The 26,126-nt window shown below is 56.5% G+C and carries 29 protein-coding genes; 13 read left to right on the forward strand and 16 right to left on the reverse strand.

Features of this window, described 5'->3' with window-relative positions; all coding sequences use genetic code 11:
- Positions 1–145 precede the first annotated feature (145 nt).
- The 6 genes from sdhC (at position 146) to ACR0DK_RS15445 (ending at position 4,967) form a co-directional block, all read left to right on the forward strand.
- Positions 146–529, forward strand: a complete 384-nt coding sequence (gene sdhC / locus ACR0DK_RS15420) for a succinate dehydrogenase, cytochrome b556 subunit (protein ID WP_170395798.1) — start codon at positions 146–148, stop codon at positions 527–529.
- Positions 530–542: 13 nt separating this feature from the next.
- On the forward strand, positions 543–926 hold the full coding sequence (locus ACR0DK_RS15425) for a succinate dehydrogenase, hydrophobic membrane anchor protein (RefSeq protein WP_170395800.1): 384 nt from the start codon (positions 543–545) through the stop codon (positions 924–926).
- 12 nt (positions 927–938) lie between these two features.
- Positions 939–2,747 (forward strand): succinate dehydrogenase flavoprotein subunit, encoded by a 1,809-nt coding sequence (sdhA, locus tag ACR0DK_RS15430; RefSeq protein WP_480736941.1) that lies wholly within the window; start codon positions 939–941, stop codon positions 2,745–2,747.
- A gap of 12 nt (positions 2,748–2,759) precedes the next feature.
- Complete coding sequence (locus ACR0DK_RS15435; RefSeq protein ID WP_170408332.1) at positions 2,760–3,539, forward strand: succinate dehydrogenase iron-sulfur subunit; 780 nt, start codon at positions 2,760–2,762, stop codon at positions 3,537–3,539.
- A 137-nt stretch (positions 3,540–3,676) separates the two neighbouring features.
- Positions 3,677–3,817 (forward strand): hypothetical protein, encoded by a 141-nt coding sequence (locus tag ACR0DK_RS15440; RefSeq protein WP_170395806.1) that lies wholly within the window; start codon positions 3,677–3,679, stop codon positions 3,815–3,817.
- 286 nt (positions 3,818–4,103) lie between these two features.
- The gene (locus ACR0DK_RS15445) at positions 4,104–4,967 is read left to right on the forward strand and encodes a DUF1989 domain-containing protein (protein WP_170636871.1); all 864 of its coding nucleotides are present in this window, start codon (positions 4,104–4,106) and stop codon (positions 4,965–4,967) included.
- A gap of 12 nt (positions 4,968–4,979) precedes the next feature.
- On the opposite strand, the gene deoD is transcribed toward ACR0DK_RS15445, so the two are convergent.
- From deoD to ACR0DK_RS15460, 3 genes are all read right to left on the reverse strand, one after another.
- Positions 4,980–5,690, reverse strand: coding sequence for a purine-nucleoside phosphorylase (deoD, locus tag ACR0DK_RS15450; RefSeq protein ID WP_170395810.1), 711 nt, complete (start codon positions 5,688–5,690; stop codon positions 4,980–4,982).
- A gap of 18 nt (positions 5,691–5,708) precedes the next feature.
- Positions 5,709–6,020: an H-NS histone family protein gene (locus ACR0DK_RS15455; protein ID WP_170395811.1), complete on the reverse strand. Its 312-nt coding sequence runs from the start codon at positions 6,018–6,020 to the stop codon at positions 5,709–5,711.
- A 115-nt stretch (positions 6,021–6,135) separates the two neighbouring features.
- A complete protein-coding gene (locus ACR0DK_RS15460) occupies positions 6,136–8,103 on the reverse strand; it encodes a protein meaA (RefSeq protein ID WP_170626168.1) in 1,968 nt (655 codons plus the stop codon).
- A gap of 145 nt (positions 8,104–8,248) precedes the next feature.
- Here ACR0DK_RS15460 and ACR0DK_RS15465 point away from each other — a divergent pair, with 145 nt between their 5' ends.
- From ACR0DK_RS15465 to ACR0DK_RS15495, 7 genes are all read left to right on the forward strand, one after another.
- On the forward strand, positions 8,249–9,631 hold the full coding sequence (locus ACR0DK_RS15465; protein WP_223117550.1) for a 1-acyl-sn-glycerol-3-phosphate acyltransferase: 1,383 nt from the start codon (positions 8,249–8,251) through the stop codon (positions 9,629–9,631).
- A 111-nt stretch (positions 9,632–9,742) separates the two neighbouring features.
- Complete coding sequence (gene ccrA / locus ACR0DK_RS15470) at positions 9,743–11,029, forward strand: crotonyl-CoA carboxylase/reductase (RefSeq protein ID WP_170395824.1); 1,287 nt, start codon at positions 9,743–9,745, stop codon at positions 11,027–11,029.
- A 210-nt stretch (positions 11,030–11,239) separates the two neighbouring features.
- On the forward strand, positions 11,240–11,458 hold the full coding sequence (locus ACR0DK_RS15475; protein WP_152610760.1) for a hypothetical protein: 219 nt from the start codon (positions 11,240–11,242) through the stop codon (positions 11,456–11,458).
- The gene (locus ACR0DK_RS15480; protein WP_170395826.1) at positions 11,397–12,116 is read left to right on the forward strand and encodes a helix-turn-helix transcriptional regulator; all 720 of its coding nucleotides are present in this window, start codon (positions 11,397–11,399) and stop codon (positions 12,114–12,116) included. The genes ACR0DK_RS15475 and ACR0DK_RS15480 overlap by 62 nt, the downstream gene beginning before the upstream one ends.
- A gap of 83 nt (positions 12,117–12,199) precedes the next feature.
- Complete coding sequence (locus tag ACR0DK_RS15485; protein ID WP_170423735.1) at positions 12,200–12,838, forward strand: acyl-homoserine-lactone synthase; 639 nt, start codon at positions 12,200–12,202, stop codon at positions 12,836–12,838.
- Positions 12,839–12,898: 60 nt separating this feature from the next.
- Positions 12,899–14,431, forward strand: coding sequence for an AAA family ATPase (locus ACR0DK_RS15490; RefSeq protein WP_170513040.1), 1,533 nt, complete (start codon positions 12,899–12,901; stop codon positions 14,429–14,431).
- The gene (locus tag ACR0DK_RS15495; protein WP_480736946.1) at positions 14,428–15,156 is read left to right on the forward strand and encodes an SDR family oxidoreductase; all 729 of its coding nucleotides are present in this window, start codon (positions 14,428–14,430) and stop codon (positions 15,154–15,156) included. Before ACR0DK_RS15490 ends, ACR0DK_RS15495 begins: the two co-directional genes overlap by 4 nt.
- Before the next feature lie 3 nt (positions 15,157–15,159).
- On the opposite strand, the gene ACR0DK_RS15500 is transcribed toward ACR0DK_RS15495, so the two are convergent.
- The 13 genes from ACR0DK_RS15500 to ACR0DK_RS15560 all read right to left on the reverse strand — a co-directional run bounded on the left by ACR0DK_RS15500 (position 15,160) and on the right by ACR0DK_RS15560 (position 26,117).
- Entirely contained in the window at positions 15,160–15,924 is a 765-nt protein-coding gene (locus ACR0DK_RS15500) for a TIGR02186 family protein (RefSeq protein ID WP_170597281.1), read from the reverse strand.
- A gap of 1 nt (position 15,925) precedes the next feature.
- Entirely contained in the window at positions 15,926–16,846 is a 921-nt protein-coding gene (locus tag ACR0DK_RS15505) for a sulfite exporter TauE/SafE family protein (protein WP_170395834.1), read from the reverse strand.
- Positions 16,847–17,106: 260 nt separating this feature from the next.
- Entirely contained in the window at positions 17,107–18,117 is a 1,011-nt protein-coding gene (locus ACR0DK_RS15510) for an ABC transporter permease (RefSeq protein WP_480736950.1), read from the reverse strand.
- A complete protein-coding gene (locus ACR0DK_RS15515; protein ID WP_170513031.1) occupies positions 18,117–19,211 on the reverse strand; it encodes an ABC transporter permease in 1,095 nt (364 codons plus the stop codon). Before ACR0DK_RS15515 ends, ACR0DK_RS15510 begins: the two co-directional genes overlap by 1 nt.
- Positions 19,212–19,214: 3 nt before the next feature.
- On the reverse strand, positions 19,215–20,744 hold the full coding sequence (locus tag ACR0DK_RS15520; RefSeq protein ID WP_480736952.1) for an ABC transporter ATP-binding protein: 1,530 nt from the start codon (positions 20,742–20,744) through the stop codon (positions 19,215–19,217).
- Between the two features lie 81 nt (positions 20,745–20,825).
- Positions 20,826–21,824 (reverse strand): BMP family lipoprotein, encoded by a 999-nt coding sequence (locus tag ACR0DK_RS15525; RefSeq protein WP_170395841.1) that lies wholly within the window; start codon positions 21,822–21,824, stop codon positions 20,826–20,828.
- A gap of 135 nt (positions 21,825–21,959) precedes the next feature.
- On the reverse strand, positions 21,960–22,376 hold the full coding sequence (locus ACR0DK_RS15530; protein ID WP_255612006.1) for a GNAT family N-acetyltransferase: 417 nt from the start codon (positions 22,374–22,376) through the stop codon (positions 21,960–21,962).
- 11 nt (positions 22,377–22,387) lie between these two features.
- Positions 22,388–22,978: a tRNA (adenosine(37)-N6)-threonylcarbamoyltransferase complex dimerization subunit type 1 TsaB gene (gene tsaB / locus ACR0DK_RS15535; protein WP_170423745.1), complete on the reverse strand. Its 591-nt coding sequence runs from the start codon at positions 22,976–22,978 to the stop codon at positions 22,388–22,390.
- Positions 22,968–23,531: a NifU family protein gene (locus ACR0DK_RS15540; RefSeq protein WP_170733587.1), complete on the reverse strand. Its 564-nt coding sequence runs from the start codon at positions 23,529–23,531 to the stop codon at positions 22,968–22,970. Before ACR0DK_RS15540 ends, tsaB begins: the two co-directional genes overlap by 11 nt.
- A 69-nt stretch (positions 23,532–23,600) precedes the next feature.
- On the reverse strand, positions 23,601–24,194 hold the full coding sequence (locus ACR0DK_RS15545; protein ID WP_223117553.1) for a 2-hydroxychromene-2-carboxylate isomerase: 594 nt from the start codon (positions 24,192–24,194) through the stop codon (positions 23,601–23,603).
- A gap of 9 nt (positions 24,195–24,203) precedes the next feature.
- Positions 24,204–24,659 (reverse strand): universal stress protein, encoded by a 456-nt coding sequence (locus tag ACR0DK_RS15550; protein WP_074736907.1) that lies wholly within the window; start codon positions 24,657–24,659, stop codon positions 24,204–24,206.
- A 73-nt stretch (positions 24,660–24,732) separates the two neighbouring features.
- A complete protein-coding gene (locus ACR0DK_RS15555) occupies positions 24,733–25,596 on the reverse strand; it encodes a branched-chain amino acid aminotransferase (RefSeq protein WP_480736957.1) in 864 nt (287 codons plus the stop codon).
- A 59-nt stretch (positions 25,597–25,655) separates the two neighbouring features.
- Positions 25,656–26,117: an Lrp/AsnC family transcriptional regulator gene (locus ACR0DK_RS15560; protein WP_170395853.1), complete on the reverse strand. Its 462-nt coding sequence runs from the start codon at positions 26,115–26,117 to the stop codon at positions 25,656–25,658.
- Between the last annotated feature and the right edge of the window lie 9 nt (positions 26,118–26,126).

The raw sequence follows: 26,126 nt of genomic DNA on the forward strand, positions 1-26,126 counted from the left end.
TTGTGATCACGAGAATATTTTGTGTGATCACAAACGCGGCTTATCAGCGATTTTGCGTTAAATTTACTGGATTTTGCACCTGCAGCGCGTGACAGAGTCGTAAAAAACAGTAAAACGTTCGGTAGCCAACCGAAAAGGAGCCAACATGGCCGATGTAAATCGAGGCAACCGCCCGCTTTCTCCACATTTGACGATCTATCGTCCACAGATGACGTCCATATCTTCGATTATGGTGCGCATCACGGGTCTTGCGTCTTTTGGTTTGGCTTTGTTGGTCGTCTGGTGGTTACTTGCTGCGGCCACATCGGAAAGCGCCTTTGAGCTGATCAATGGATTGATGACCAGTTTCCTGGGTGATCTGATCATGTTTGGCGCGGCTTGGGCCATTTTCTATCACATGCTGGGCCGTTTGCGGCACGTCATCTGGGATCTGGGATATTGCGTGAATGTTGAAGTGTCCGAGAAGATGGGCATTGGCATGTTCGTGCTGGCAACTGTTCTGGCTCTGATCACAGCCGTAGCGCTTTAAGGGGAGGTTCGCGATGCAGTTTCTCACAGACCGTAAACGCGCGCAGGGCATGGGGGCCGGACGTGCAGGTACACATCACCACTGGCAAATGATGCTCAGCTCGGCGGCATTGGTCATCCTTGTTCCGCTGTTTGTATTTACCTTCGGGCACGCTTTGGGTGGAACCTACGAAGAGGCTCTGGCCTATTACAGCCGCCCGTTCCCGGCGATTATCATGGGTCTGACACTGGTTGTTGTCGTCCCGCATTTGTTGCGCGAAGCCCAGGAAGCGATTGAGGACTACGTGCATGGCGTCGCGGAAAAGCTGGCGCTGATGGCAGCGCAGGCTTTTGCATACACACTGATTGCTGCGGGTCTCTTTGCGCTCGCGCGTCTGGCTCTCGGATATGCGCAGTGAGGAACAAGAACAATGACAGCAGCATATGAATACGAAACCCACGAATATGACGTGGTGGTTGTCGGTGCCGGTGGCGCGGGTCTGCGTGCAACATTGGGCATGGCCGAGCAGGGTTTGCGCACCGCTTGCGTGACGAAGGTATTCCCGACCCGGTCACACACAGTGGCCGCCCAAGGCGGCATTGCGGCGTCCTTGTCGAATATGGGGCCAGACCATTGGCAGTGGCACATGTATGACACCGTCAAGGGCTCGGACTGGCTGGGTGACACCGATGCGATGGAATACCTCGCGCGTGAAGCACCCAAAGCTGTATATGAGCTAGAACACTACGGAGTGCCATTCAGCCGGACCGAAGAAGGCAAGATCTATCAGCGCCCATTTGGTGGCCACACCACCGAATTTGGCGAAGGCCCCGCTGTGCAGCGGACCTGTGCGGCCGCCGACCGGACCGGTCATGCGATCCTGCACACGCTGTATGGTCAGTCGCTGAAGAACAACGCTGAGTTCTACATCGAGTATTTCGCCATTGATCTGATAATGTCTGAGGACGGACAGTGTCAGGGTGTCGTGTGCTGGAAGTTGGACGACGGCACGATGCACGTCTTCAACGCCAAGATGGTTGTTCTGGCGACCGGCGGCTATGGCCGCGCCTATTTCAGTGCAACCTCGGCACATACCTGCACCGGCGACGGTGGTGGTATGGTGGCCCGCGCGGGTCTTGCACTGCAGGATATGGAATTTGTTCAGTTCCACCCAACCGGCATCTACGGATCGGGGTGCCTGATCACTGAAGGTGCACGTGGTGAAGGCGGATACCTGACCAACTCGGAAGGCGAGCGGTTCATGGAGCGCTATGCGCCCCAGTACAAAGACCTCGCGCCGCGCGACTACGTTAGCCGTTCAATGACCATGGAAATTCGCGAAGGGCGTGGACATGGTGACAACGGCGATCACATCCATCTGAACCTCAGCCATTTGCCAGCCGAAGCTTTGGCGGAACGCCTACCGGGCATTTCAGAATCTGCGCGCGTCTTTGCCGGTGTTGACGTTACCAAGGAAGCGATTCCGGTTCTGCCGACCGTGCACTATAACATGGGCGGTATCCCGACGAACTATTGGGGTGAAGTTCTGAACCCGACAGCCGACAACCCGACCGCCGTGGTCCCTGGCCTGATGGCTGTGGGCGAGGCCGGGTGTGCCTCGGTTCACGGGGCAAACCGTCTTGGTTCAAACTCGCTGATCGACCTCGTGGTCTTTGGCCGCGCAGCGGCGATCCGGGCGGGCAAAGTTGTGGATGCCGACGCATCGAACCCGGTTCTGAACCAGGCCTCTGTCGATAAGGCGTTTGACAGATTCGATGCGGCGCGCAACGCCAGCGGCGCAATTCCAACCGCAGATCTGCGGCTTGAGATGCAGCGCACCATGCAAGAGGACGCGGCGGTTTTCCGCACCTCGAAGACCATGGCTGAGGGCGTCGAGAAGATGACCGCGATCGCTGCCAAGATGGACGACCTGAAGGTTTCTGACAGATCGTTGGTCTGGAACAGCGATCTGATGGAGACGCTCGAGCTTACCAACCTGATGCCAAGCGCGCTCGCCACCATCGTTGGTGCCGAAGCGCGTAAGGAATCCCGCGGTGCACACGCCCATGAAGATTTCACCGAGCGTGACGATGAGAACTGGCGCGTCCACACGGTCAGCCGTGTCGATGGCAATAAAGTAGAGCTTAGCTACCGTCCGGTTATCGTTGATCCGCTGACGACCGAAGACGAGGGCGGCATCAGCATGAAAAGAATCGCGCCCAAGGCGCGGACGTTCTAAGGAGAGGAACCCATGGTACAACTGACCCTCCCCAAGAATTCCCGGATCACCACCGGTAAAACCTGGCCCAAGCCCGACGGCGCGACCAATGTGCGCAAATTCCAGATCTATCGCTGGAACCCGGATGATGGCCAGAACCCGCGCGTCGATACTTATTTCGTCGATATGGATACTTGCGGCCCGATGGTTCTGGACGCTCTGATCAAGATCAAGAATGAGATCGATCCGACTCTGACCTTCCGCCGTTCGTGCCGCGAAGGCATCTGCGGGTCCTGCGCGATGAACATCGACGGGATTAACACGCTGGCCTGTATCTATGGGATGGATGAGATCAAGGGCGACGTGAAGATCTACCCGCTGCCCCATATGCCGGTGGTCAAGGACCTGATCCCTGATCTGACTCATTTCTACGCCCAACACGCCTCGATCATGCCGTGGTTGGAGACTAAGACCAATCGTCCGGCAAAAGAGTGGAAGCAATCCATCGAAGACCGCAAGAAATTGGATGGTCTCTATGAATGTGTGATGTGTGCCAGTTGCTCGACCTCGTGCCCCAGCTACTGGTGGAACGGCGACCGCTATCTCGGCCCTGCCGCGCTGTTGCATGCTTACCGCTGGATCATCGACAGTCGGGATGAGGCCACCGGTGAGCGTTTGGACGAGCTGGAAGATCCTTTCAAGCTGTATCGCTGCCACACCATCATGAACTGCGCCAAGACCTGTCCCAAGGGTCTGAATCCGGCCAAAGCGATTGCAGAAATCAAGAAGATGATGGTGGACCGCGCGGTCTGATCACGCACCAAAACAAAGCACTTGCCGGGTTGCGGCAAGTGCATGCCGCCTCTGCAAAACTATGCGATGCGCTTGTACGAGCGCGGATCTAAAGTTGGCGCAGGGAGGAGTGATGAGTTCGAAAAGAGGTCACTCCGATGAACATGCAAAACCAAAAACACGACGCGGCCAAAGCGTTGGAATTTCTGGAGCAAGCCTGGGCCTATTATACGCCCGAGCCCAAAGTTCCGGCCAAAGACGAAACACCAGAATTGTTTGAATATGCGAACGCGGCCTGACCGTGTCGCGCGGGCTTGAAAATTACGACACAATAGGCAATGCAGAGCTATGCCCGTTCTATTGCTTCTGCTCGCCGCTGGCGTTTTTGCCTATTTTTTCTGGCGGTCCCGCACGTCGTCTCTGACGCGCGACTGCAGGTGGCGGCAACATCGAAGCGAGGGCCAGTGGCGCTGTGCTTACTGTGGCGCGGTGTCAAAATCTGATGTTGAGCCCACACAGTGTCTGAAAGGACAATAGCTGCTGTTGGGGGTTTCCCACCGGGCCGAACTGCGCCACTCTCGGCCCATGTCAGAATCTCGGAATACTCCCCGCCCACCCATGGATGCAGATGCGCGCCGCGCGATTGCGCCCGTTATTTGCTACCCGAATGAAGGGCTACCAAAACCCGATCTAGGGCTCTATCAAACTGGGCGTGATACAGCGCACAAAACGGGTGAGGTGTTGGTGCCACCGCGAGATGCGCGATGCTTTGAGGTGCCTGCAGGGCATTTCTTTAGGATCACTTCTGTTGAAGGATCGCAAGTTGGCGATCTAAACCTGTGGAACCTCAACGACCTTTCCGAGCGGTTCTATTCCGGCAAGACGCGCGCGTTGCATGGCACACATATCACCGTGGGTGAGCGCATGTGGTCGAGCTTTCCACATATGCGACCGATGGCGACAATCATTGCAGATACGCTGGGGTGGTACGGAATCGATGATTTCGGCGGGTCGGTGCACGATGTGATCGGGACCCGATGTGATCCCTATACCGGTAATCTGCTAGCTGGATCCCAGTACCATCACTGTTGCCATTCGAATCTGACACGCGCGCTGGCGGATCATTTGGGCGTCTCTTTGGCCGAAGCCGAGCCTGCGGTACATGATGTATTGAACGTGTTCATGTGCACCGGTTTCACGCGTGATACCGGGCAGTATTTCATGAAAGCCTCACCTGTCCGTCCGGGAGACTATCTTGAGTTTTTCGCCGAGATTGACCTGCTGGGAAATCTAAGCGCGTGCCCGGGCGGTGATTGCTCGTCCGAGCATTCATCGGATACCGCAGCCTGTTATCCCCTGCTGGTAGAAACCTTTGCCCCGGCTGAAGGTGCGCTTGAGGGATGGCGCAGCCCCGCGCGCAACGGATATGACCGCACGCACGGGCGCTAGATATCGCGCAATTCAGCTGTCCGGGAACGCCGCCTGCAGCGCGATTTCGACCATGTCGCCAAAACTGCTTTCTCGGTCCGAGGAGGGCAGGGCTTCGCCGGTCAACAGGTGGTCCGAGACTGTCAGTACCGCCAATGCGCGGCATTTGTGACGCGCGGCAAGGATGTAAAGCTCTGCCGCTTCCATCTCGACACCCAAAATACCGTGCCGAACCATTTGTTCGTTCAGGTCCGGGCGTTCGTCATAAAAGACATCGGATGAATAGATGCCGCCAACATGGGTTGGCGTACCTTTGGCTTGTGCAGCCAATGCTGCAGACTGCAAAAGACCCCAATCCGCGCAAGGGGCGAAGTTCATTTCTCTCATGATCCCGCGCGAAGGGGTGCTGAGTGTGGTCGACGTCATCGCCAGAATAACATCACGCACATTCACACTGTCTTGCATCCCGCCACAGGACCCGATCCGGATCAAAGTTTTGGCGCCGTAGTCACGGATCAATTCGTTCACGTAGATCGACAGAGACGGCATCCCCATGCCACTACCCTGAATGGTAACACGATTTCCTTTCCAGGTGCCGGTGAACCCCAGCATGCCACGCACTTCGTTTACCAGCTTTACGTCTTCAAGAAACGTTTCGGCCGCCCATTTTGCACGATACGGGTCGCCGGGCAAAAGAACGGTTTCGGCAATCTCGCCTTTTTGGGCTCCAATATGGATAGTCATTTTGCCACTTGCCCCCGATCAGATTTCCAGATCAGTAATATCGGTACCGGCTTTTATGGCGTCATGAACCCACTGCGGTTTGCGGCCCCGCCCGGTCCAGGTTTGCGACGGATTGTTCGGATTTTGATACTTCGCTTTAGATGATTTTACCGATTTAGCGCTGTCTCCTGACAATTCAGACAACGAAAACCCATATTCCGCCGCCGCCTTTTCGGCGGCTTTCAACGCTTCTTTTCGCTCACGCACTTCGGCGGTTTTTAGCGCCTTTTCGACCCGATTGCGCAATTCGAGCAGTTCTTTGCGCGACATTTTTTCAAGATCGATTGCCATAATCTTCTCCATTTCGGCTATTCCCCTACTTATTGCAGGGGAAATTGAATAAACCCGAACCTATCTATTCCCATTTTACCGGAAATAGAAATGGAGATTTCTGTAATATGCTTTTCTATTCAGCCGCAATTTCCGTTGGGTCAACCAATGTGACGATATCGCCCATGATTGCATTCAATTCGAAATTTTTCGGCGTATAGATTTTCGATACACCCATGGAACGCAATTGATCCGCGTCCTCATCGGGGATGATCCCACCTACAATGACGGGAATATCGCTTAGCCCTGCTGCTTTCAGCCGCGTCATCACGTCCTTCACCAAAGGCAGGTGGCTGCCAGAGAGGATCGATAGACCAATCACATGCGCTTTGTCTTCTTGTGCCGCAGTTACGATTTCTTCGGGCGTAAGACGAATACCTTCGTAACTGATGTCCATGCCACAGTCGCGTGCGCGGAAGGCGATCTGTTCGGCTCCGTTCGAGTGTCCGTCCAGACCAGGTTTGCCAACAAGAAACTTCAGCCTGCGCCCCAGACGGTCGCTTACCGCATCTACGGCTGCGCGCAAGTCTTCCAGACCTTCGGTTTTGTTCGAAACAGATCCCGAGACGCCGGTTGGTCCACGATATGTACCGTAGGCCTTGCGCATTTCCTCGGCCCATTCGCCAGTTGTGACACCGGCCTTGGCCGCAGCGATTGAAGGTGCCATCACGTTGGCACCGGATCGCGCTGCTTCGCGCAATGCTTGCAGCGCCGCGGCCACTGCTGCGTCATCCCGATCCGCACGCCAGTCGTTCAAGCGCCCGATTTGTTCCTGTTCAACCGCCGGGTCGACGACCATGATGCCGCCATCCTCGGTCTGCAAAGGTGAGGCTTCGCCCTCGGTCCATTTGTTTACGCCAACGACAACGGTTTCATTGCGTTCAATACGGTTCAGGCGCTCGGCATTGGACTCGACCAGCCGCGATTTCATGTATTCGATCGAGGCTACCGCGCCGCCCATCGATTCGAGATTAGCCAATTCGGCTCGTGCGCCATTTTTAAGTTCTTCGACTTTGGCGTCGACAACCGGATTGCCGTCGAACAAATCGCCATATTCCAGCAGATCGGTTTCATAGGCGAGGATTTGTTGCATCCTCATCGACCATTGCTGATCCCAGGGACGAGGCAGGCCGAGCGCTTCGTTCCATGCAGGCAACTGCACCGCACGTGCGCGGGCACGTTTGGATAGCGTCACCGCAAGCATTTCAATCAGTATGCGATAAACGTTGTTTTCCGGCTGCTGTTCGGTCAGCCCCAGCGAGTTTACCTGAACGCCATAACGGAATCGGCGGAACTTGGGGTCTTCAATGCCATAGCGCTGCTGCAGAATTTCGTCCCAAAGATCCACAAAGGCGCGCATTTTGCACATTTCGGTGACAAACCGGATGCCCGCATTCACAAAAAACGAAATCCGCCCGCAGAGTGCCGGGAAGTCTTCAGCCGGAACGCGCGGGCGAAGTTCGTCCAGCACTGCAATGGCAGTCGCCAGAGCATAGGCCAGCTCTTGCTCAGGCGTCGCGCCTGCTTCTTGCAGGTGGTACGAACACACATTCATCGGGTTCCATTTGGGCACGTTATCGTAGCAATATTCGGCCACGTCCGCGATCATCTTCAGCGATGGCTTTGGTGGGCACACATAAGTGCCGCGGCTCAGGTATTCCTTGATCAGGTCGTTCTGGACGGTCCCCTGCAATTTCGAGACATCCGCGCCCTGTTCCTCGGCAACTGCGATATAAAGCGCCAAAAGCCAAGGAGCAGTCGCATTGATCGTCATCGAGGTATTCATCTGTTCCAGCGGAATTTGATCGAACAGAACCCGCATGTCCCCCAGATGGCAGATCGGAACCCCAACTTTTCCAACTTCGCCGCGCGCCAAAGTGTGATCGCTGTCATACCCTGTTTGGGTTGGCAGATCGAAGGCCACGGACAGGCCGGTCTGACCTTTGGCTAGGTTCGCACGATAAAGCGCATTTGACGCTTTGGCCGTTGAGTGACCGGCATATGTACGGATGAGCCAGGGGCGATCTTTCTGCAACTGCGTCATGGGTCGGGCCTCGCGGATCGGTGGGTAACAAAATTACGTTCTATGGTGGTAAATAGTAATTTTCAGTACATGTCAATTCGCTGCGTTGCGGCATCGACGGTTTCTGCAGATTGTGGGTGGTCGCGTTTGATGGCACTGTGCCCGAATGATGCAGACTGTGGAAATCCCGCTTTGGCTGTTTGTGCTGATCGTGCTGTTTGCCGCGGTCACATTTGCCTCGCATTTTTTGTTTCCGTCGGTGCGCTGGTTTTTCCGCCGCCGCCTTGAGCGCGCCGTCGCACGGTTGAACAAGCGCCTTCAGCGCCCGATCCAACCGTTCAAGTTGGCGGGGCGGCATGACATGATTCAACGGCTTATCTATGACCCGCAAGTAAGCCGGGCGGTGCAGCAGCATGCCAAAGAAGAAGGTGTGCCTGACGCTGTTGCCTCAGAATTGGCACGGCGTTATGCGCGCGAGATTGCGCCCTCATTCTCGACAGTGGCGTATTTCAGCATCGCGATCCGTTTTGCCCGCATGCTGAGCAACGCCTTTTACAAGGTGCAGTTGGGTTACGAGGACAAAGCCGCGCTGGACAATATCGATCCCGATGCGACGGTCGTTTATGTCATGAACCACCGCAGCAATATGGATTACGTGCTGGTCACCTATCTGGCGGCAGACCATTCGACCTTATCCTATGCTGTGGGCGAATGGGCCCGTGTCTGGCCTCTAAGTCGATTGATTCGCGCGATGGGGGCCTATTTCATTCGCCGCAAGTCGGGTAGCGACCTATATCGACAGGTCCTTGCAAGCTATGTAAGACACGCGACCGAAGCGGGCGTGACGCAGGCCATGTTCCCTGAGGGCGGGCTGAGTCTGACTGGCAAACTGGGGCGCCCCAAGCTGGGATTGTTGAAGTATATCCTTGACGGAGTCGAACCGCAGGGGCGGGATGTGGTGTTTGTTCCGGTTGCTTTGAACTATGATCGGGTGCTTGAAGATACCGTATTGACGGCAGCAGCGAAGGATAGTGAACGCCGCTTCCGCGCGCGGATCGGGGTTATCACCCGTTGGTCGCTCAAGCAGATCTGGCGCAGGCTAGTCGGGCGCTACAAGAGATTCGGGATTGCCTCGGTGCGGTATGCGACACCGATTTCTCTGAAGGAATTTCGAGTCGCGCACGAACGGGACCTAACGACCGATCTGGCCCGCGAGTTGATGCGCAGGATCGGCGCCGCAATTCCCTTTGTTCCAGTGCCTGCTGCGTGTCGGCTAGTTCAGGAAGAAGGTGAGATGTCAGAGCAGGACTTGAAGGCGCGTTTGCTGACGTTGGGCGGCGACGCGGTTGCCCAGGATGATGGAGAGGCTGTTGACGATGCCATCAATCAGTTGGTCGAGCGACGGATTCTGCGTCGCGAGGCTGGAGTGTTGCGCCCATCAGGCGAGCGATCAGAGCTGCTTGCTTATTACGCGGCAGCATCAGAACCCGTTGTTCGGGCTGAGAATGATGCAAGCGCAGAAAGTATTTCTGCAACTGCTGGGTCATAAAATTACAAAATAGATACCAAAAACGGTTGCAATATTACTCAGGGGCTAATATTTCGTCTTTGGAAAGCCGCGATTCTGCGGCGCGGCAACAGTTGGAAAAAGGAGGCCAGCATGGCTTTGGATGTCGACAGCGGTATCGCGTCGTATGAGGCGCCGGAAAAGGACCTCTACGAGATGGGTGAAATCCCCCCGATGGGGTATGTTCCCAAGCAAATGTATGCCTGGGCCATCCGGAAAGAGCGCCACGGTGAGCCAGACACAGCGATGCAGTTGGAAGTCGTTGATGTCCCGAAGCTGGACAGCCACGAAGTGCTGGTTCTCGTTATGGCGGCGGGTGTGAACTACAACGGCGTCTGGGCATCGCTTGGCAAGCCGATCAGCCCGTTTGATGGCCACGGCCAACCCTTTCACATCGCAGGTTCAGATGCGTCGGGCATCGTCTGGGCGGTTGGTGACAAAGTGAAGCGCTGGAAAGTCGGCGATGAAGTCGTGATTCACTGCAACCAGGACGATGGCGATGACGAACACTGCAACGGTGGTGATCCGATGTATTCGCCCAGCCAGCGCATCTGGGGATATGAGACACCTGATGGCTCGTTCGCGCAGTTTACAAATGTTCAGGCACAGCAGCTGATGCCGCGTCCCAAGCACCTGACCTGGGAAGAAAGCGCCTGCTACACGCTGACCTTGGCAACAGCCTATCGGATGCTTTTTGGGCACGAACCGCACGATCTAAAGCCGGGCCAGAACGTCCTGGTTTGGGGCGCATCGGGCGGTCTGGGCTCTTACGCGATACAGTTGATCAACACTGCGGGCGCCAATGCGATCGGTGTGATATCGGATGAAAGCAAGCGTGAGTTTGTGATGGACCTTGGCGCCAAAGGCGTCATCAACCGCAAGGATTTCAACTGCTGGGGCCAGCTGCCCACGGTGAATACTCCGGAATATGCTGAATGGTTCAAAGAAGCCCGCAAGTTTGGCAAGGCCATCTGGGATATTACCGGAAAAGGTGTGAACGTCGACATGGTGTTCGAGCACCCCGGCGAAAGCACATTCCCGGTGTCTACTTTTGTCGTAAAAAAGGGAGGTATGGTTGTGATCTGCGCCGGGACCACTGGCTACAACCTGACCTTCGACGTGCGTTACATGTGGATGCACCAGAAACGCTTGCAGGGCTCGCATTTTGCGCACCTCAAACAGGCATCGGCTGCAAACCAGCTTATGGTCGAGCGTCGCTTGGATCCGTGCATGTCCGAAGTGTTCACTTGGCAGGATCTGCCTGAGGCGCACATGAAGATGATGCGCAACGAACACAAGCCGGGCAACATGTCGGTGCTGGTTCAGGCTCCGCATACAGGCATGCGCACCCTTGAAGAAGTATTGGCTGCCCGCGACTAACGGTCTCAGGCAAACAGCAGCTGCAACACCCGCAGGGCGCAAACACGCCTTGCGGGTGTTCATCGTTTCTATCGATGATTATGCATTTTCAATGCTTTAAGAAATCGCACCCCGCTATTTCTGGGGAGTAGAAAGCAGCGAGTAGGCCGAATTAGTCTGCACATGTTATGGTTGTGTTAACCCTTCGTTAACTATTTCGGGGACACCCTGATGGCGCAAAATGAGTGGATTTTGGACGTTCTGTCGGACCTCAACGCCTTTGCAGTGGCGAATGGGTTGAGCGCGCTGGCCGAGCAGCTTGACGACACAAGACTGATCGCCGCGGCCGAGATTGCGTCCTCAAAGGATGAGGCTTGCGCGCCCGCGAATGGGAAGAAAATTCGATTTGAGCCAGATCCTAGGGGATTTGGAAAGCACCAGCACGCTTGACGAGCTGACCAGCGTAGCAGTCCAGTTGCGGGACAAGCTGCAAATTGACCACATGACATATCACTGGGTTGATGGGGCCGGGGATCAATACGGGTTCACGACTTATTCGGATGCCTGGGATGAACGGTATCGAGACAGGAATTATCATCGTATTGATCCGGTTATTCTGGGTTGTTTTCAGCGATTTCACGCTGTGGACTGGAAACAGTTGAACTGGTCGGGCAAAGCAGTAAAGGCCTTCCTGCAGGACGCGCAGGAACATGGCGTCGGCAATCAGGGCTATTCGATCCCGCTGCGGGGGCCAGGCGGGCAATTCGCGCTGTTTACGGTCAACAACAGCTGCGATGACATCGCATGGCAGGCATTTGTCGAAACGTATGGCCGCGATCTCATATTGGTGGCGCATTTCCTCAATCGAAAAGCGCTGGAATTTGCAAAAGAACGGCAGCCGGACAACATGCGGGGGCTCTCGCCCCGCGAAATCGATGCAATGACATTGCTGGCGCTGGGGTATAGCCGAGCGCAGGTGGCGCACTCGCTTTCCATTTCTGAGCATACGCTCAGGGCCTATATCGAAAGCGCACGCTCAAAACTCGGTGCGCAAAATACGACTCATGCAATCGCCACTGCACTCAGTAGAGGATTAATAGTCGTTTAACGACCGTACGGTGGTCTCACCTTAAATTAACCACGTGTTCGTACCCCCTTTGTTCCAACTATGGACGACAAGGGGAACACGTCATGTTGCGTTATTTGTATGCCGATGAGCTGCATAACTTTCCGGAATTGGCCAGGGGGATGTTCAGGGATCGCGCGGATCAGTTCAAAACCCGCCTTGGCTGGGATGTTAAGGTTAATGAAAAGGGGGAAGAGCGGGATCAGTACGATGACCTGAACCCGCTCTATGTGATTTGGGAAGAGGCAGATGGCAGCCATGGCGGGTCCATGCGGATCCTACCGACGACCGGTCCGGTCATGGTGAACGACATATTCGGACATCTCACCGGGGGCAGTCCGATCCGAAGCCCACTAATCTGGGAGGTCACTCGCTTTTGCCTCTCGCGCAACGCCAGCGCTCATACCGCCGGGGCCATCATGCTGAGCGGCGGTGAGGTGATGGAAGGGTTTGGCCTGACCCACATAGCGGGCGTTTTTGATGCCCGCATGATCCGGATCTACCGTATGATCGGATCGTCTCCGGTGGTTTTGGGCACCGAAGGGAAAGGGCGCGATCAGATCTCGGTCGGCCTGTGGCCTTATTCAGCGGATGATTGCAACCGTGTAGCAGCCCGCGCAGGCATCCCGCGAGAGTTGTCGCGCCTGTGGTTCAAGACAGCATTTGGCCATGGCGCACAGCACCGGTTCGCTTTGTCGGCATAAGCATACGGAAAAACCAATCGGCATCTGGCAGCGCGCGGCGCGTCCCTGTAGGGTCGCGCCATGTCCTTGCCCCAAGTCACATTTTCCGAAGATCAGGCTGCCGCTTTTGACAACATTGCCGAGATGTTGCGAGGTGCCGGAGTAGACCTTGAAGACGACGCTCTGCTGAAACTGCCCGGCAGCGGAAAGTCTGGTGTTATGGCCGTTATTGGCAAGGCTGGATCGGGCAAAACCCTGTTGCTGGCAGAGCTTTACAAAGCTTTGGCCGAGACGGGGGTCAACCTGATCTCGGGCGATTTTGAAAGCCGCAAATCCCGCGACAAGCGCAGCCTTGCGATCCTCGCGCCGACGAACAAGGCCGCCAGCGTATTGCGGCTGCGTGGGGTGCCCGCGACGACGATCCATCGCATCCTTTATACGCCTGTTTACGACCCTGAATACGAGCGGATCGCCGAATGGCTCGCGGGCAATGACGAACGGCCCGAGATCGAAGGGCTGACAGACGAAGCGCTGGACCGCGCAGCCGCGTTCTATGCCAACAACAAATCCATCCCTGGTGCGCTGGCCGCTGCTGGGTTGCGCGGTTCGGATTTCATCACCGGCTGGAAACGTCGGGAAGAGCCGCTGGATATCGGTTTTGTGGATGAAGCCTCGATGCTAGACGACCGACAATTCGAGGATCTAAAGGAAATCTTCCCAACATTGTTGCTATTTGGTGATCCGGCGCAGTTGGCGCCGGTCAACCAATCGGGCTCGATGGTGTTTGACGGGTTGCCAGAGCCGCGCAAGCAAATCCTGCATCGCGTGCATCGGCAAACTGCGGATAACCCGATCCTAGACCTCGCCCATGCTCTATCCGATCCGGCCATGGGGTTTGAGGATTTCGAACGTCTGATCGAGGACACTGCCCGAAAGGATGACCGCGTTGTCTGGGGACAGCGGGTAGAAGTTGATCTGATGGCGCGCAGCCCGGTTCTTGTCTGGCGCAATGCGACCCGAATCCGGCTGATTCAGGCGTTCCGCACCGTACATGGCGCGCCGGAAACTGAACTACTGGAAGGGGAACCGTTGATTTGTGACGGCATTGAGCTGCCGTTGAAGCACCGCAAAAAGCGGCTGGACCTTGAGGCGCGCGGGCTGATTAAAGGCGCGCAGGTCATCTATCTTGGCCCTGGTCGCAAGCCGGGTTTTTCGCGGTTGCATGTGATGGGGGCCGAAGACCCTCAGGTCTCGGCGGCGTCGATCGTGCAGATTGAAAAGCCCGATGAGGAGGAGCCGTTCATTCCCTATGCTGCCCGTATGGGGGCAACGTTCCTGCATGGTGCCGCTGTGACGATCCATAAGGCGCAAGGGTCGCAATGGGACACGGTTCAGGTCTTTGCGCCAGACATCTACGCAGCCGCCCGCATGGGCCGTACTGAGGCCGGGCAACCGTTGTGGAAGCGCCTAGCTTATGTCGCCATAACCCGCGCACAGGAGAGGCTAATCTGGGTAGTGCGGAACCGCTTGTCGAAACCGACCCACCCGCTGCGTGTGGATGACCTGCGTGCGGTTGCGGCACCATCCCTGACATTGGAGGCGGAAGAGACATGAAGACGATCATCGTGACCGGTGCAAGCTCGGGCATAGGCCGCGCCACCGCCGAGCTGTTTCTGTCAGAAGGATGGACTGTCGGGCTTCTGGCCCGCAGCGCTGACAAACTTCATGCTATGGCACAGCATAACGCCTCGGCGATCCCGCTGGTTGCCGATGTGACTGACCCTGATGCCGTTGCAAACGCCTTTACTGCATTCACCCGACAGACCAGGCGACTGGACGTGCTGTTCAACAATGCCGGGATTTTTGCCCCTAGTGGCACCATCGACGAGATCGCGCTTGAGGATTGGTACAGCTCGGTCAATGTGAACCTGAACGGCATGTTCCTGTGTGCACGGGCTGCATTTGCTGCGATGCGGGCTCAGGCGCCGCAGGGGGGGCGTATCATAAACAACGGTTCAATCGCTGCTCATGTGCCGCGCCCGAACTCGGTGCATTATTCTGCGACGAAACACGCGATTACCGGTCTGACGCGCAGCCTGTCTCTGGACGGGCGGAGTTTTGGAATTGCCTGTGGTCAGATCGACATCGGAAATGCGCGCACCCCGATGGTGCAAGGGTTGGTCGATGAGGCGCTTGCCGAAGGCCGCGACCCTGATCCCACCATGGATGTCGGGGATGCCGCCCGCTCGGTACTGCATATGGCCGAACTGCCGCTTGAGGCGAATGTGCAGTTCATGACCGTTATGGCCACGACCATGCCCTATATCGGTCGCGGGTGACGATCAGTTCTCGCGCAGCAGGCGGAAGGCTGTCGAAGCGCCCCAACCGGCGGCAATCGCGATGGCCAGTGACATAAGCCCGTACCAAATGGGTTGTTCACGCGACATCGCGTACAAGAAACGCTCAAGCCCGACTTTGCGTACTCCGATCGAGGTTTCAAAGGTTGAGACCACCTTTCCGTCTCGCGTCAGGAAGATTCGGGCGCTGTAGTCGCCTTCGGTCAGGTCCGACGGCATGTCGATTGATGTGCGGAACAACGTCTGTTCGTCCACAGCCACTGTGTTTTCCCGGATCGAGTACAGCCCTTCATCTTCGCGGATGCGGATGACCGCCTCGGAAAAATCCTGTGCGCCCTGAATGCTCATGTCCGCACCGACCGACCGGATGGCACGCTCGATCGAAACCTTATAGCGTAGGTCTTCGGTTTGAGTCAGAACCTCGGAAAACGGGGCGCTGGTGGCAACGGCGTAGAAGCTTGGTGCCAGATCAACAACAAGGCTGTCGGTGTTCACCCAGATACCGAACCGTTTCTCTTTGCGGCGTACGGTGACAGGTTCGGATGGGCCGACCACCGATACGATGACCTCAAGCGGTGGACCGTCCGGGATTGGGGCTTCGCGCTTTACCGCGCCGAAAACCAATATTTCGGACCCGTCAAAATTGGCGGTAATCGAGACGCGATCCTGACTTAGGCCCAGAACAACCTGTTCTTCGGCTGCGTAGGCTGGCAGACAGATCAGACAAAGAAGAGCAATCACACGCAGCATCTTAGTGCCCTCCCGCATCGCCAAGCGAATACAACTCGGCGGGTTGAAGCAGAAGATCAAGCGCCAGCTTGCCGCAGACGACAAGTACAAGAGCCGCCAACAAAACGCGCAGTTGTTCAGCCGGCATTCGGGCGCCGATGACTGTTCCGATTTGGGCACCAACTACGCCACCGACGAGCAGAAGAACCGCCAACACGACATCAACGGTATAGTTGGTGGTGGCGTGCAGCATCGTGGTGAAGGCGGTTACAAAGATGATCTGAAACAGCGAAGTTCCGACAACAACCTTTGTCGGCATGCCCAATAGATAGATCATCGCGGGCACCATGATAAACCCGCCGCCGACACCCATGATAGCAGACAGGACACCGACAAACAGGCCTACGACAAGCGGTGGAATGACTGAGATGTACAGGCCCGACGTCCGAAACCGCATCTTGAACGGCATGGCGTGCACCCAACCGCGCTGGCGTCGTTTCGGAGGCGGCGTGCCGCCTTTCCGCGTTTTTCTAATCGCGTTCAGGCTTTCGACAAACATCAGACTGCCAATGATGCCCAGAAATACGACATAGCAAAGTTTGACCAGCAGATCGACCTGTCCGAGGCTCTTGAGATAGTTGAAGACAACAACACCCAACGCAGCGCCTGTCAGCCCTCCGACCAAAAGGACTGTGCCCATTTTAAGGTCCACGGTTCGGCGCCTGAAATGCGCCAGCACCCCAGAAAATGATGAAGCAACAATCTGGTTTGCCTCGGTTGCGACCGCAACCGCAGGCGGAATGCCGATGAAGAACAGCAGTGGAGTCATCAAAAACCCACCGCCAACGCCAAACATTCCAGACAGAATGCCCACCATTCCACCCAGTCCAAACAGTAGAAACGCGTTTACGGATACTTCGGCAATCGGGAGGTAAATCTGCATGGCTTCTTCTAGACAGGAGAGGCCGTACCACGCGGTGTGGCAAAGCCATTTGTAACATAAATCTCAACAGACGAAGCGCGCGTGCCAGGTGGGGCCATCTAGTTGTTTCCGTGGCTCAACCTGAAAATAGTCGATAGCATGGCTGCGGAACTGATGCGGGACACGTCCATACCCCCTTAGAGCGGTTGCGGCATACAAAATCAACTCTGTATGCCGCTTTGCAGCAAACAGGACTGAGGGGCAGTCCTGAACTGGCTCTATCAGCGTTCCTTTACATATGGTTCGCCGCCTGCACGTGGCGGTATGGCCTTGCCGACGAACCCGGCAAGAATCACCACGGTCAGGATATAGGGCAGGGCGTCCATGACCTGCACCGGGATCACGACCCCGCCCAAATCGATGTTCTGGAACCGCAAGGCAATGGCCTGCAACAGCCCGAACAACAGGCATGCCCACATCGCGTGCCACGGACGCCATTTTGCAAAGATCAGAGCAGCCAGTGCGATAAATCCGCGCCCAGCAGTCATCTCTTTCACAAAGCCTGCTTGCAGCGCGGTGGCCAGGTAGGCACCTGCGATGCCGCAAAGTACGCCGCAAATCGCAACCGCTGCGTAGCGGAGACCTACAACCGAAACTCCAGCAGTATCCACCGCCGCAGGATTCTCTCCGACCGCGCGCAGACGCAGCCCGAACCGGGTGCGGAACAGAATCCACCAGGTCAGTGGCACCATAAGGAAAGCCAAATAGACCAGAATGGAATGGCCAGACAGAAGCTCGGAATAGGCCATATGCAGGGGATTGGTTTCAGACATCAGCTCGGAAACCGGACGGCCTGTCAGTTCGGCGTCAGCTGGTCCGATCGCATAAGGGAATTCTGCAGATTCAAACCGCCCTTCACCGAACAATGATGGCGTACGACCACCCTGCTTGAACCAGCTTTGGGCGACAAGAACGGTCATACCTGAGGCGAGAAAGTTGATCGCAACCCCCGAGATCAGCTGATTGCCCCGGAACGTGATCGACGCAAACCCGTGTAGCGCCGAAAGGACTAAAGATGCCGCGATCCCGGCCAGCAATCCCAGCCACACCGAACCGGTTACGGCGGCGACGGCCGCCGAGAAGAATGCTGACATCAGCATCTTGCCTTCAAGGCCGATGTCGAAGATGCCCGCGCGCTCGGAGTATAGACCAGCCAGACAGGCAAGCAGCAAAGGCGTAGCCAGTCGGATGGTCGAATCCAGAACCTGGATGAGTGTCAGGAAGAAATCCATCAGGCCGACCCCTTCCGAAGCGCCATGAACAGCTTTTCAAGCGGCATGCGCACCATGTTGTCCAGTGCTCCGGTAAACAGAATGACCAGCGCTTGGATGACCACGATCAGTTCGCGCGGAATCGATGTCCAAAGCGCCAGTTCGGCCCCGCCCTGATACAGAAACCCAAACAGAATAGCGGCTAGAAATACCCCGAATGGATGCGACCGACCCATCAGTGCCACGGCAATTCCAATGAAACCCGCGCCTTCGGTTGCGTTCAGCACCAACCGCTCGGCTTCGCCCATCACGTTGTTGACTGCCATCAGGCCCGCCAGAGCGCCCGAGATCAGCATGGCAATAATCGTGATGCGTACAGGCGAGATACCGGCGTAGACGGCACCGGTTTCCGAATGGCCGTAGGCGCGGATTTCATAGCCCAACCGAGTTCGCCAGATCAGCGCCCAGACAACAAAACACGCAAGGATTGCGACGAAGAACGAGATGTTGGCAGGCGCACCTCGGAAAACGATGTTTTCGGCGCTCGAGAACATCGACTGGAAAGTCGGGAGATGCACTGCCTCGGGGAAACGAGCCGTTGCTGGGTCTTGCGACCCTTGCGGGCGCATGACGTTGACCAGCATGTAATTCAGGAAAGCGGCAGCGATGAAATTGAACATGATCGTGGTGATCACGATATGGCTGCCCCGCTTCGCCTGCAGATAGGCCGGGATCGCGGCCCAGGCTGCACCGAAGATCATCGAAGCAGCACAGGCGGCCAGCAAAGCTATTGTCCAATGCGGCCAAGGAACCGATAGGCAGACGATGGCAACGCCCAGTCCGCCCAGCATGGCCTGACCCTCGCCGCCGATATTGAACAAGCGCGCGTGAAAGGCAACTGCAACCGCGAGTCCGGTGAAGATGAAGTTCGTTGCATAATAAAGTGTATAGCCCCAGCCGTAGGTTGACCCTAGGGCCCCAGTGACCATCAGATTTACCGCCTCAAGCGGATCTTCCCCGATGGCCAGGATCACGATTGCCGAAAGGATTGTGGCTAGAAGCAGACTGATTAGCGGGATCAGTACAACATCGGCCCATTTGGGCATTTTTTCCATGGTTCAGGCGGCCTCTCCTGCAACACCGGCCATCAGCAGGCCTAGTTCTTTTTCATCCGTCTCGGCGGGCAGACGCTCGCCCATGATATGTCCGTCAAACATGACCGCGATCCGGTCCGAGAGTGAGAAGATCTCTTCCAGCTCGACCGAGACCAGCAAGATTGCTTTGCCCTGATCCCTCAAGGCGACGATCTGTTTATGAATGAACTCGATGGCACCGATATCCACGCCGCGTGTGGGCTGGCCCACCAGCAGCAGATCGGGATTGCGCTCGATTTCTCGTGCAACGACGATTTTCTGTTGATTGCCGCCCGAGAAGCTTTTTGCCGTCAGCCAGCCATTGGGCGGGCGCACATCGAACTTCTCGATCTTGGCTTCGGTGTCGGCACGCAGGGCAGCGTTGTCCATGAACAGCCCGCGTTTGTAAGCAGGGTCGCGGTGGTAGCCGAACGCCACGTTCTCCCACGCGTGAAAATCCATGATCAGACCTTCGCGCTGTCGATCCTCGGGAACATGAGCGATATGTCGGGCGCGCCGCGCTTGCCCGTCCGATCCGGGGCCGTGCAACGCCAGAGGTTCGCCGTTCAGTTTGATCGAGCCTACCCCGGGTCGCATACCGCCCAAAACTTCAAGCAGTTCGGACTGCCCGTTGCCAGCAACGCCCGCGATGCCAACGATCTCACCCGCGCGAACGGTTAGGTCGATGCCTTTGACACGCTTGACACCGGCCGAATCGGTGACACTGAGGTTTTCGATTTCCAGAACCGGTTTGCCCGGCTGTGCAGGCACCTTATCAACCTGTAGCAAGACCTTGCGGCCAACCATCAATTCGGCCAGTGCCTGCGGATTGGTGTCAGCTGTTTTGACGGTGGCGGTCATCTCACCACGGCGCATAACCGAAACCGTATCAGTGTTCTCCATGATTTCGCGCAGCTTGTGCGTGATCACGATGATTGTTTTACCCTCGGACCGCAGCCGGTCGAGAATGCGAAACAGCTGGTCCGCCTCGGCAGGGGTAAGAACGCCCGTGGGTTCGTCCAGAATCAGAATTTCGGCCTTGCGGTAGAGCGCCTTGAGAATCTCAACCCGCTGCTGCATGCCCACACCGATCTCATCGATGCGTTTGTCAGGGTCGACGAACAGTTCGTATTCTTCCTCTAGGTCTTTCAGCTCTTTCCGGGCTTTCGCCAGCGACGGAGCCAACAGCCTACCGTCTTCCGCACCCAGAACGATGTTTTCCAGGACGGTGAAATTCTCGACCAGTTTGAAATGCTGAAACACCATCCCGATGCCCGAGGCGATCGCCGCCTGGCTGTCAGGGATGTCGGTCTTGGTGCCGTTGATCCAGATTTCGCCTTTGTCGGCTTTGTAAAATCCGTAGAGGATGCTCATCAGCGTGGATTTGCCCGCTCCGTTTTCACCGATGATCCCGTGGATCGCTCCGCGGGCGACGCTGATGGAAATATCTTTATTAGCCTGAACCGGCCCAAAGGCTTTGGAAATCCCTTTGAGTTCAATGGCGGGGACGGTCATATCTTGTCCTTGGGTTGCCGAAAGGGCCGCATGCGGCAGAGTGGTGCAGGGCGGAGGCCATGGCCCCCGCCCCCAGTTACATCAGAACTGCAGTGCAGGGCAGCTGTCGTTCTCGTAGTAGCTGACAACGCTTACGTTGCCATCGATGATGTCGCGACGGGCACTTTCAATGGCCGAGCTCATTTCTTCGCTCACCAGTTCCGCGTTGTTTTCATCCATCGCAACGCCAACGCCATCTTGTGCAAGACCCATGGTGTAAACACCGGTCTGGACGTCTTCGCCAGCTTTCATGGCGTCATATACAGCAACGTCCACACGCTTAAGCATCGAGGTCAGGACCTTGCCCGGGTGCAGGTGGTTCTGGTTGCTATCGACACCGATTGACAGGATGCCTTCGTCGGCTGCGGTTTGCAGAACGCCAACACCGGTACCGCCCGCAGCGGCGTAAATCACGTCAGCACCCTGGCTGATCTGTGCTTTCGTCAACTCCGAGCCCTTCACCGGGTCGTTCCATGCTGCAGGGGTGGTGCCTGTCATATTGGCAACAACGTTGATGTCCGGGTTTACGGACTTCGCGCCTTGTGCATAACCACAACCAAAGTGACGGATCAGAGGGATATCCATACCACCGATAAAGCCCACTGTGCCGGATTGGGACGCCATCGCCGCCATCATGCCGACCAGGTATGATCCTTCATGTTCGGCAAATCCGATCTGGCGAATGTTCGGGGCTTCCAGCCAGGTCACGTCGACCGCAACGAATTTGGTATCCGGATAGTCACCTGCCACTGCAGCCAATGGATCGGCCATGGCGAAGCCCATTGTGATAATCGGGTTTGCGCCCGCTTCGGCAAAGCGGCGAAGCGCTTGTTCGCGCTGCGCTTCCGACTGAAGCTCGATCTCGCGATAGCTTTTGCCGGTCTGTTCCGCCCAACGCTGAGCGCCATTATGCGCGGCTTCGTTGAACGATTTGTCGAACTTGCCACCCAGATCAAAGATAAGGGCCGGTTCTGCCATAGCAGCACCTGCTGTTAGTGCAACCGCAGCGGCTGCGCCCATCAAGGATTTCATAAATGTCATTTGTTACTCCCGTTGGCTGTTATCGGTCCGGGGCTTAATCGCCCGGTACCCACTCAGAGCGAGCATACCTGTTGTGATGGCGGGAATTGAAGCTGTTTGCAACAGCTTCGGTCAACACATTTTTGACCATATGGTCTAAAAAAGCGAATATTTTTCGCTCAGGGGGCGTTCCATGACGATCGCATCGGCGTTTGGGCCACTTTTGCGATGATAATAGGCTGCGCGATTGCCGCATGGCGTGTATCCGCAGGTTTGGTACAGAGAGATCGCCGAATGGTTATCTGAGGCAACGTCCAGAAATGCACGGATTGCACCGAGTTCTCGTGCCTTGGCGTGCCAGTCTGCCATGATGCGCCGCGCCAGCCCGCGTCTTTGATAGTCTGGACGTGTCGCGATCGTGAGCAGCTCGGCCTCTTCGCCGATCACTTGAATGAGAGCGAAAGACCGTTTGTCACCAACTACATGGGTAAAGCGATTGGCGATCAGATTGCTGAATTCTTCAGCGCTCCACGGGCGTGACTGTGTGAAGGCTGCGGCGTGGGTTTCTGCCATGTCCTGTGGTGTCATTCGTCCAAAAGCACCGGTGGTACATCGCTGGAGGGAGCCGCATCTGCAGGGCGGACATAAAGCGGAGCAGGTGGCGCTTGAACTGTCGTCCAACGACCAGCAGCCACCTGGGCGATCGCACGGGCCTGCTGTTCTGGGTCCTCGCAGAAATACAAGGGACCAATATCGTCAGCGGCATGACGTAAGGTCAGGTAAGGCGCGCGCCCCTTAGGCTGCACATAAACCTGATCGCGCGGTGCAGCTATCGCCGGGAGATGCCCGTCGGGCGCAATTTCCGCAACTGCATCAAACCCCGACACCCCAACCGCCGGCACACCAAGCCCAAGCGCCAACCCGCGCGCTGCGGATACCGAGATTCGGATGCCGGTGAAATTCCCGGGGCCGATTCCGACGGCGATCGCATCAAGGTGCCGCCATGTGCAATTGTTCCGGGTCAGGATTTCTTCAAGCAAGGGCATCAACCGTTCCGCCTGCCCACGAGTCATCGCCTCGGCGTGCGATGCGATAATCTTGCCCTCTCGCAGCAAAGCGGCCGCGCAATGCGCGGCCGATGTATCGAATGCCAAAATCGTCGGTTCAGACGGCAACAGGGCGAACCTCGGTCACTTCGGGGATATAGTGACGCAACAGGTTCTCGATCCCCATTTTCAGCGTTAGGGTCGAGGACGGACAGCCCGCGCAGGCTCCCTGCATGTGCAGATAAACAACGCCGCGGTCGAAGCCGTGGAAGGTGATGTCACCGCCGTCCTGAGCCACAGCAGGACGCACGCGGCTATCCAGCAGATCTTTGATCTGGTTGACAATCTCTGCATCTTCGCCGGTGTGTTCAGCGTGGCCCGAGGCGGTCTCTGCGCCTGCGCCCATAACCGGTTGGCCGGACTGGTAATGCTCCATCACAGCGCCGAGAATTGCGGGCTTGATGTGATCCCACTGCACGTCATCAGATTTGGTTACCGTGACAAAATCGTTGCCGAAGAACACGCCTGTTACGCCGTTTACACCGAATATGCGTTTGGCGAGCGGAGATTTTTCTGCAGCGTCGACGCTTGGAAAATCAGCGGTGCCTGCTTCCAGAACCGTCTGGCCGGGTAGGAATTTTAGTGTGGCCGGGTTGGGTGTGGATTCGGTTTGAATGAACATGGCGCGGCTCCGTCTAAGATGCACTTGATATGCGCGTCCGTGCGGGGGAAGTCAAGATTTGGAACCGTTCTAAATTGCGGCGGAGTAAGAAATCGCATCATCCAGACGATCATCACCCCAGAATAGCTCGTCCCCAATAACGAAACTCGGCGCACCAAAGATGTGTTTAGCCTTGGCCTGAGTAACTTGCTCGAACAAGGCAGCCTTGATCGCGGGGTCGCTTATCCGATCCATCAGATCAGTCGAAACGCCAGATTTGGTAAGGCACTCAACCAGAACCGCCGGATTCGATATATCACGACCGGAACCAAACTGCGCAGAATAGACAGTGCGTACAAAGGCTGCCCGTTGATCAGCTGGTTCGATCGCCAGCGCTAGCCTTGCTGCTTTCAAGCTGTTTTGCGGAAATGGCTCGGGACGCCGAAATGGTAAATCGCGCGCGGCGCAAAGCCGTTCCATGTCTCGCCACATGTACCGACCTTTTGCCGGGTAGAGGTTGAACGGCGAGTTGTTCCATCCCTGTTCAGCAAAGATCGGCCCCAGAAGGAATGGGTGCCATTCTATGGCAACTCCATATTCCGAAGCCGCCTGCTGGATACGCATCGCGCTGAGATAAGAATAGGTCGATGCGAAGTCGAACCAGAACTGCAGCTTCGCGGACATAAATTCACCTCAGGTGATGGCTTCCAGCTTCTCTTTGCTCAGATCGCCGGGCACGATAGTAATAGGAATGGGCAAACTTCCAGAGTTCCGGGTCAGTTGTGTCACCAACGGTCCGGGGCCTTTTTTGTCAGTACCTGCACCCAGAACCAATACGCCGATCTCGGGATCGGATTGGACATGTTCAATGATTTCGGCCACCGGATCGCCTTCACGGATTGCCAATTCGGGCTCGACACCCTGTTTGTCGCGCATCCATTTGGCGAACACCTCGAAATGGGCGTGAATACGTTCACGCGCTTCTTCGCGCATCACCTCGGCAACACCGATCCAGTGGTTGAATTCGTCCGGTGGAATTACCGAAAGAACCGTAACCCCGCCGCCAGTATGTGCCGCACGCATAGCGGCAAAGCGCATGGCGTTCAGGCATTCACGGCTGTCGTCCAGAACGACTAGGAACTTGCGCATGTTTGTCCTCGTTTGTTTTCGGGATCATGCCTCACAGGGTAAGCAGTGGCAACTGAAACAGAAAAGGAGCAGATCAGCAATTGCTTGCAGCCCAATCCCAGTACATCTCGCGTGTGCGACGGGCGATTGGGCCCACCTGATACTGGGTGTCATCCAGCGCGGTGATTGGCGTCACTTTGCTCATGTTACCGCTCATGAACACTTCGTCCGCGTCGTGAAAGTCATCGAAAGTCAGCACGGTTTCATGCACGGTTACCCCGTCGGCGCGCAGGTTTTTAATATGCCGCGCGCGTGTAATCCCGGCCAAGAATGTCCCATTGGGGATTGGAGTAAAAACCTCACCATCGCGCGCCATGAAGATATTTGCGGTCGCAGTCTCGGCCACATGCCCCATCGCGTCGGCCACAAGGGCGTTTGAAAAGCCCTTGCTGCGTGCCTCCTGCAACATCCGGGCATTGTTCGGATACAGGCACCCTGCCTTTGCGTTGACCACAGCGGATTCCAGAACAGGGCGGCGGAACCGAGTGGTTGTCAGCGTCGCCGAGGCGGTTTTGGGTGCCATTGGGATTTCTTCAAGACAGATGGCAAAGCCAGTGCTGTTTTCCTGAGGGACGATGGCGGTGTGATCCCCGTCGATGCCCCAATACATGGGGCGAATGTAAACGGCGGTGTCAGGTGCGTAACTCTGTAACCCTTCGTGAACCAGATCGACCATCTGTTCGGTTGTTACAGAAGGTGTCAGCATCAGCGCCTCGGCTGAACGGTTCACGCGGGCACAATGGGCATCCAGATCCGGGGTCATTCCATCAAAGTACCGGGCACCGTCAAACACCGATGAGCCCAGCCATGCGCCATGGTCAGCAGCGCGCATGATCGGTGCGTCCCCGTCATGCCATTGGCCGTTGAAATAGGTGCGGATGTTTTTGCCGACTGCCATTGCGCCCTCCCTCAAGCTTCGGGGAAACCTAGGTTGGGGCTGACGCAAGGTCCAGCAGATTATCCGTGGTGCTGAGGCAGCGCTTCGCGTTTGACCATGGTGCGCAAAGCGAAGTTTGATCGTAGGTTTCGAATGCCCGAAATTTTCATAAGCCGGTTTTCCAGAAATGCATCAAACGCATTGAGGTCTTTGGCAACCACGCGCAGCAGAATGTCGCGTGATCCGGTCATGAGGTAGCAATCCATCACCTCATCACAGCGGCGAATGGCCTTTTCGAAGGAATCGATGGCGTTGCGATCCTGTTTCTCCAACTCGACAGACACAAAGATTGTAACGCCGAATCCAAGCCGCTCGGGGTCGACCTGTGCGGCGTAGCCGGTGATAATCCCGTCCCGTTGCAGCCGATCCAAACGCCGTGCGCAGGGTGTCGGGGACAGCCCGACATGCTCCGCCAAATCGATGACAGTCATACGGCCATCGTTTTGAAGGGCGCGGATTATCTTGGAATCGATATCATCCATGGCGAAAAA

Source organism: Ruegeria sp. CE6, assembly GCF_056537485.1.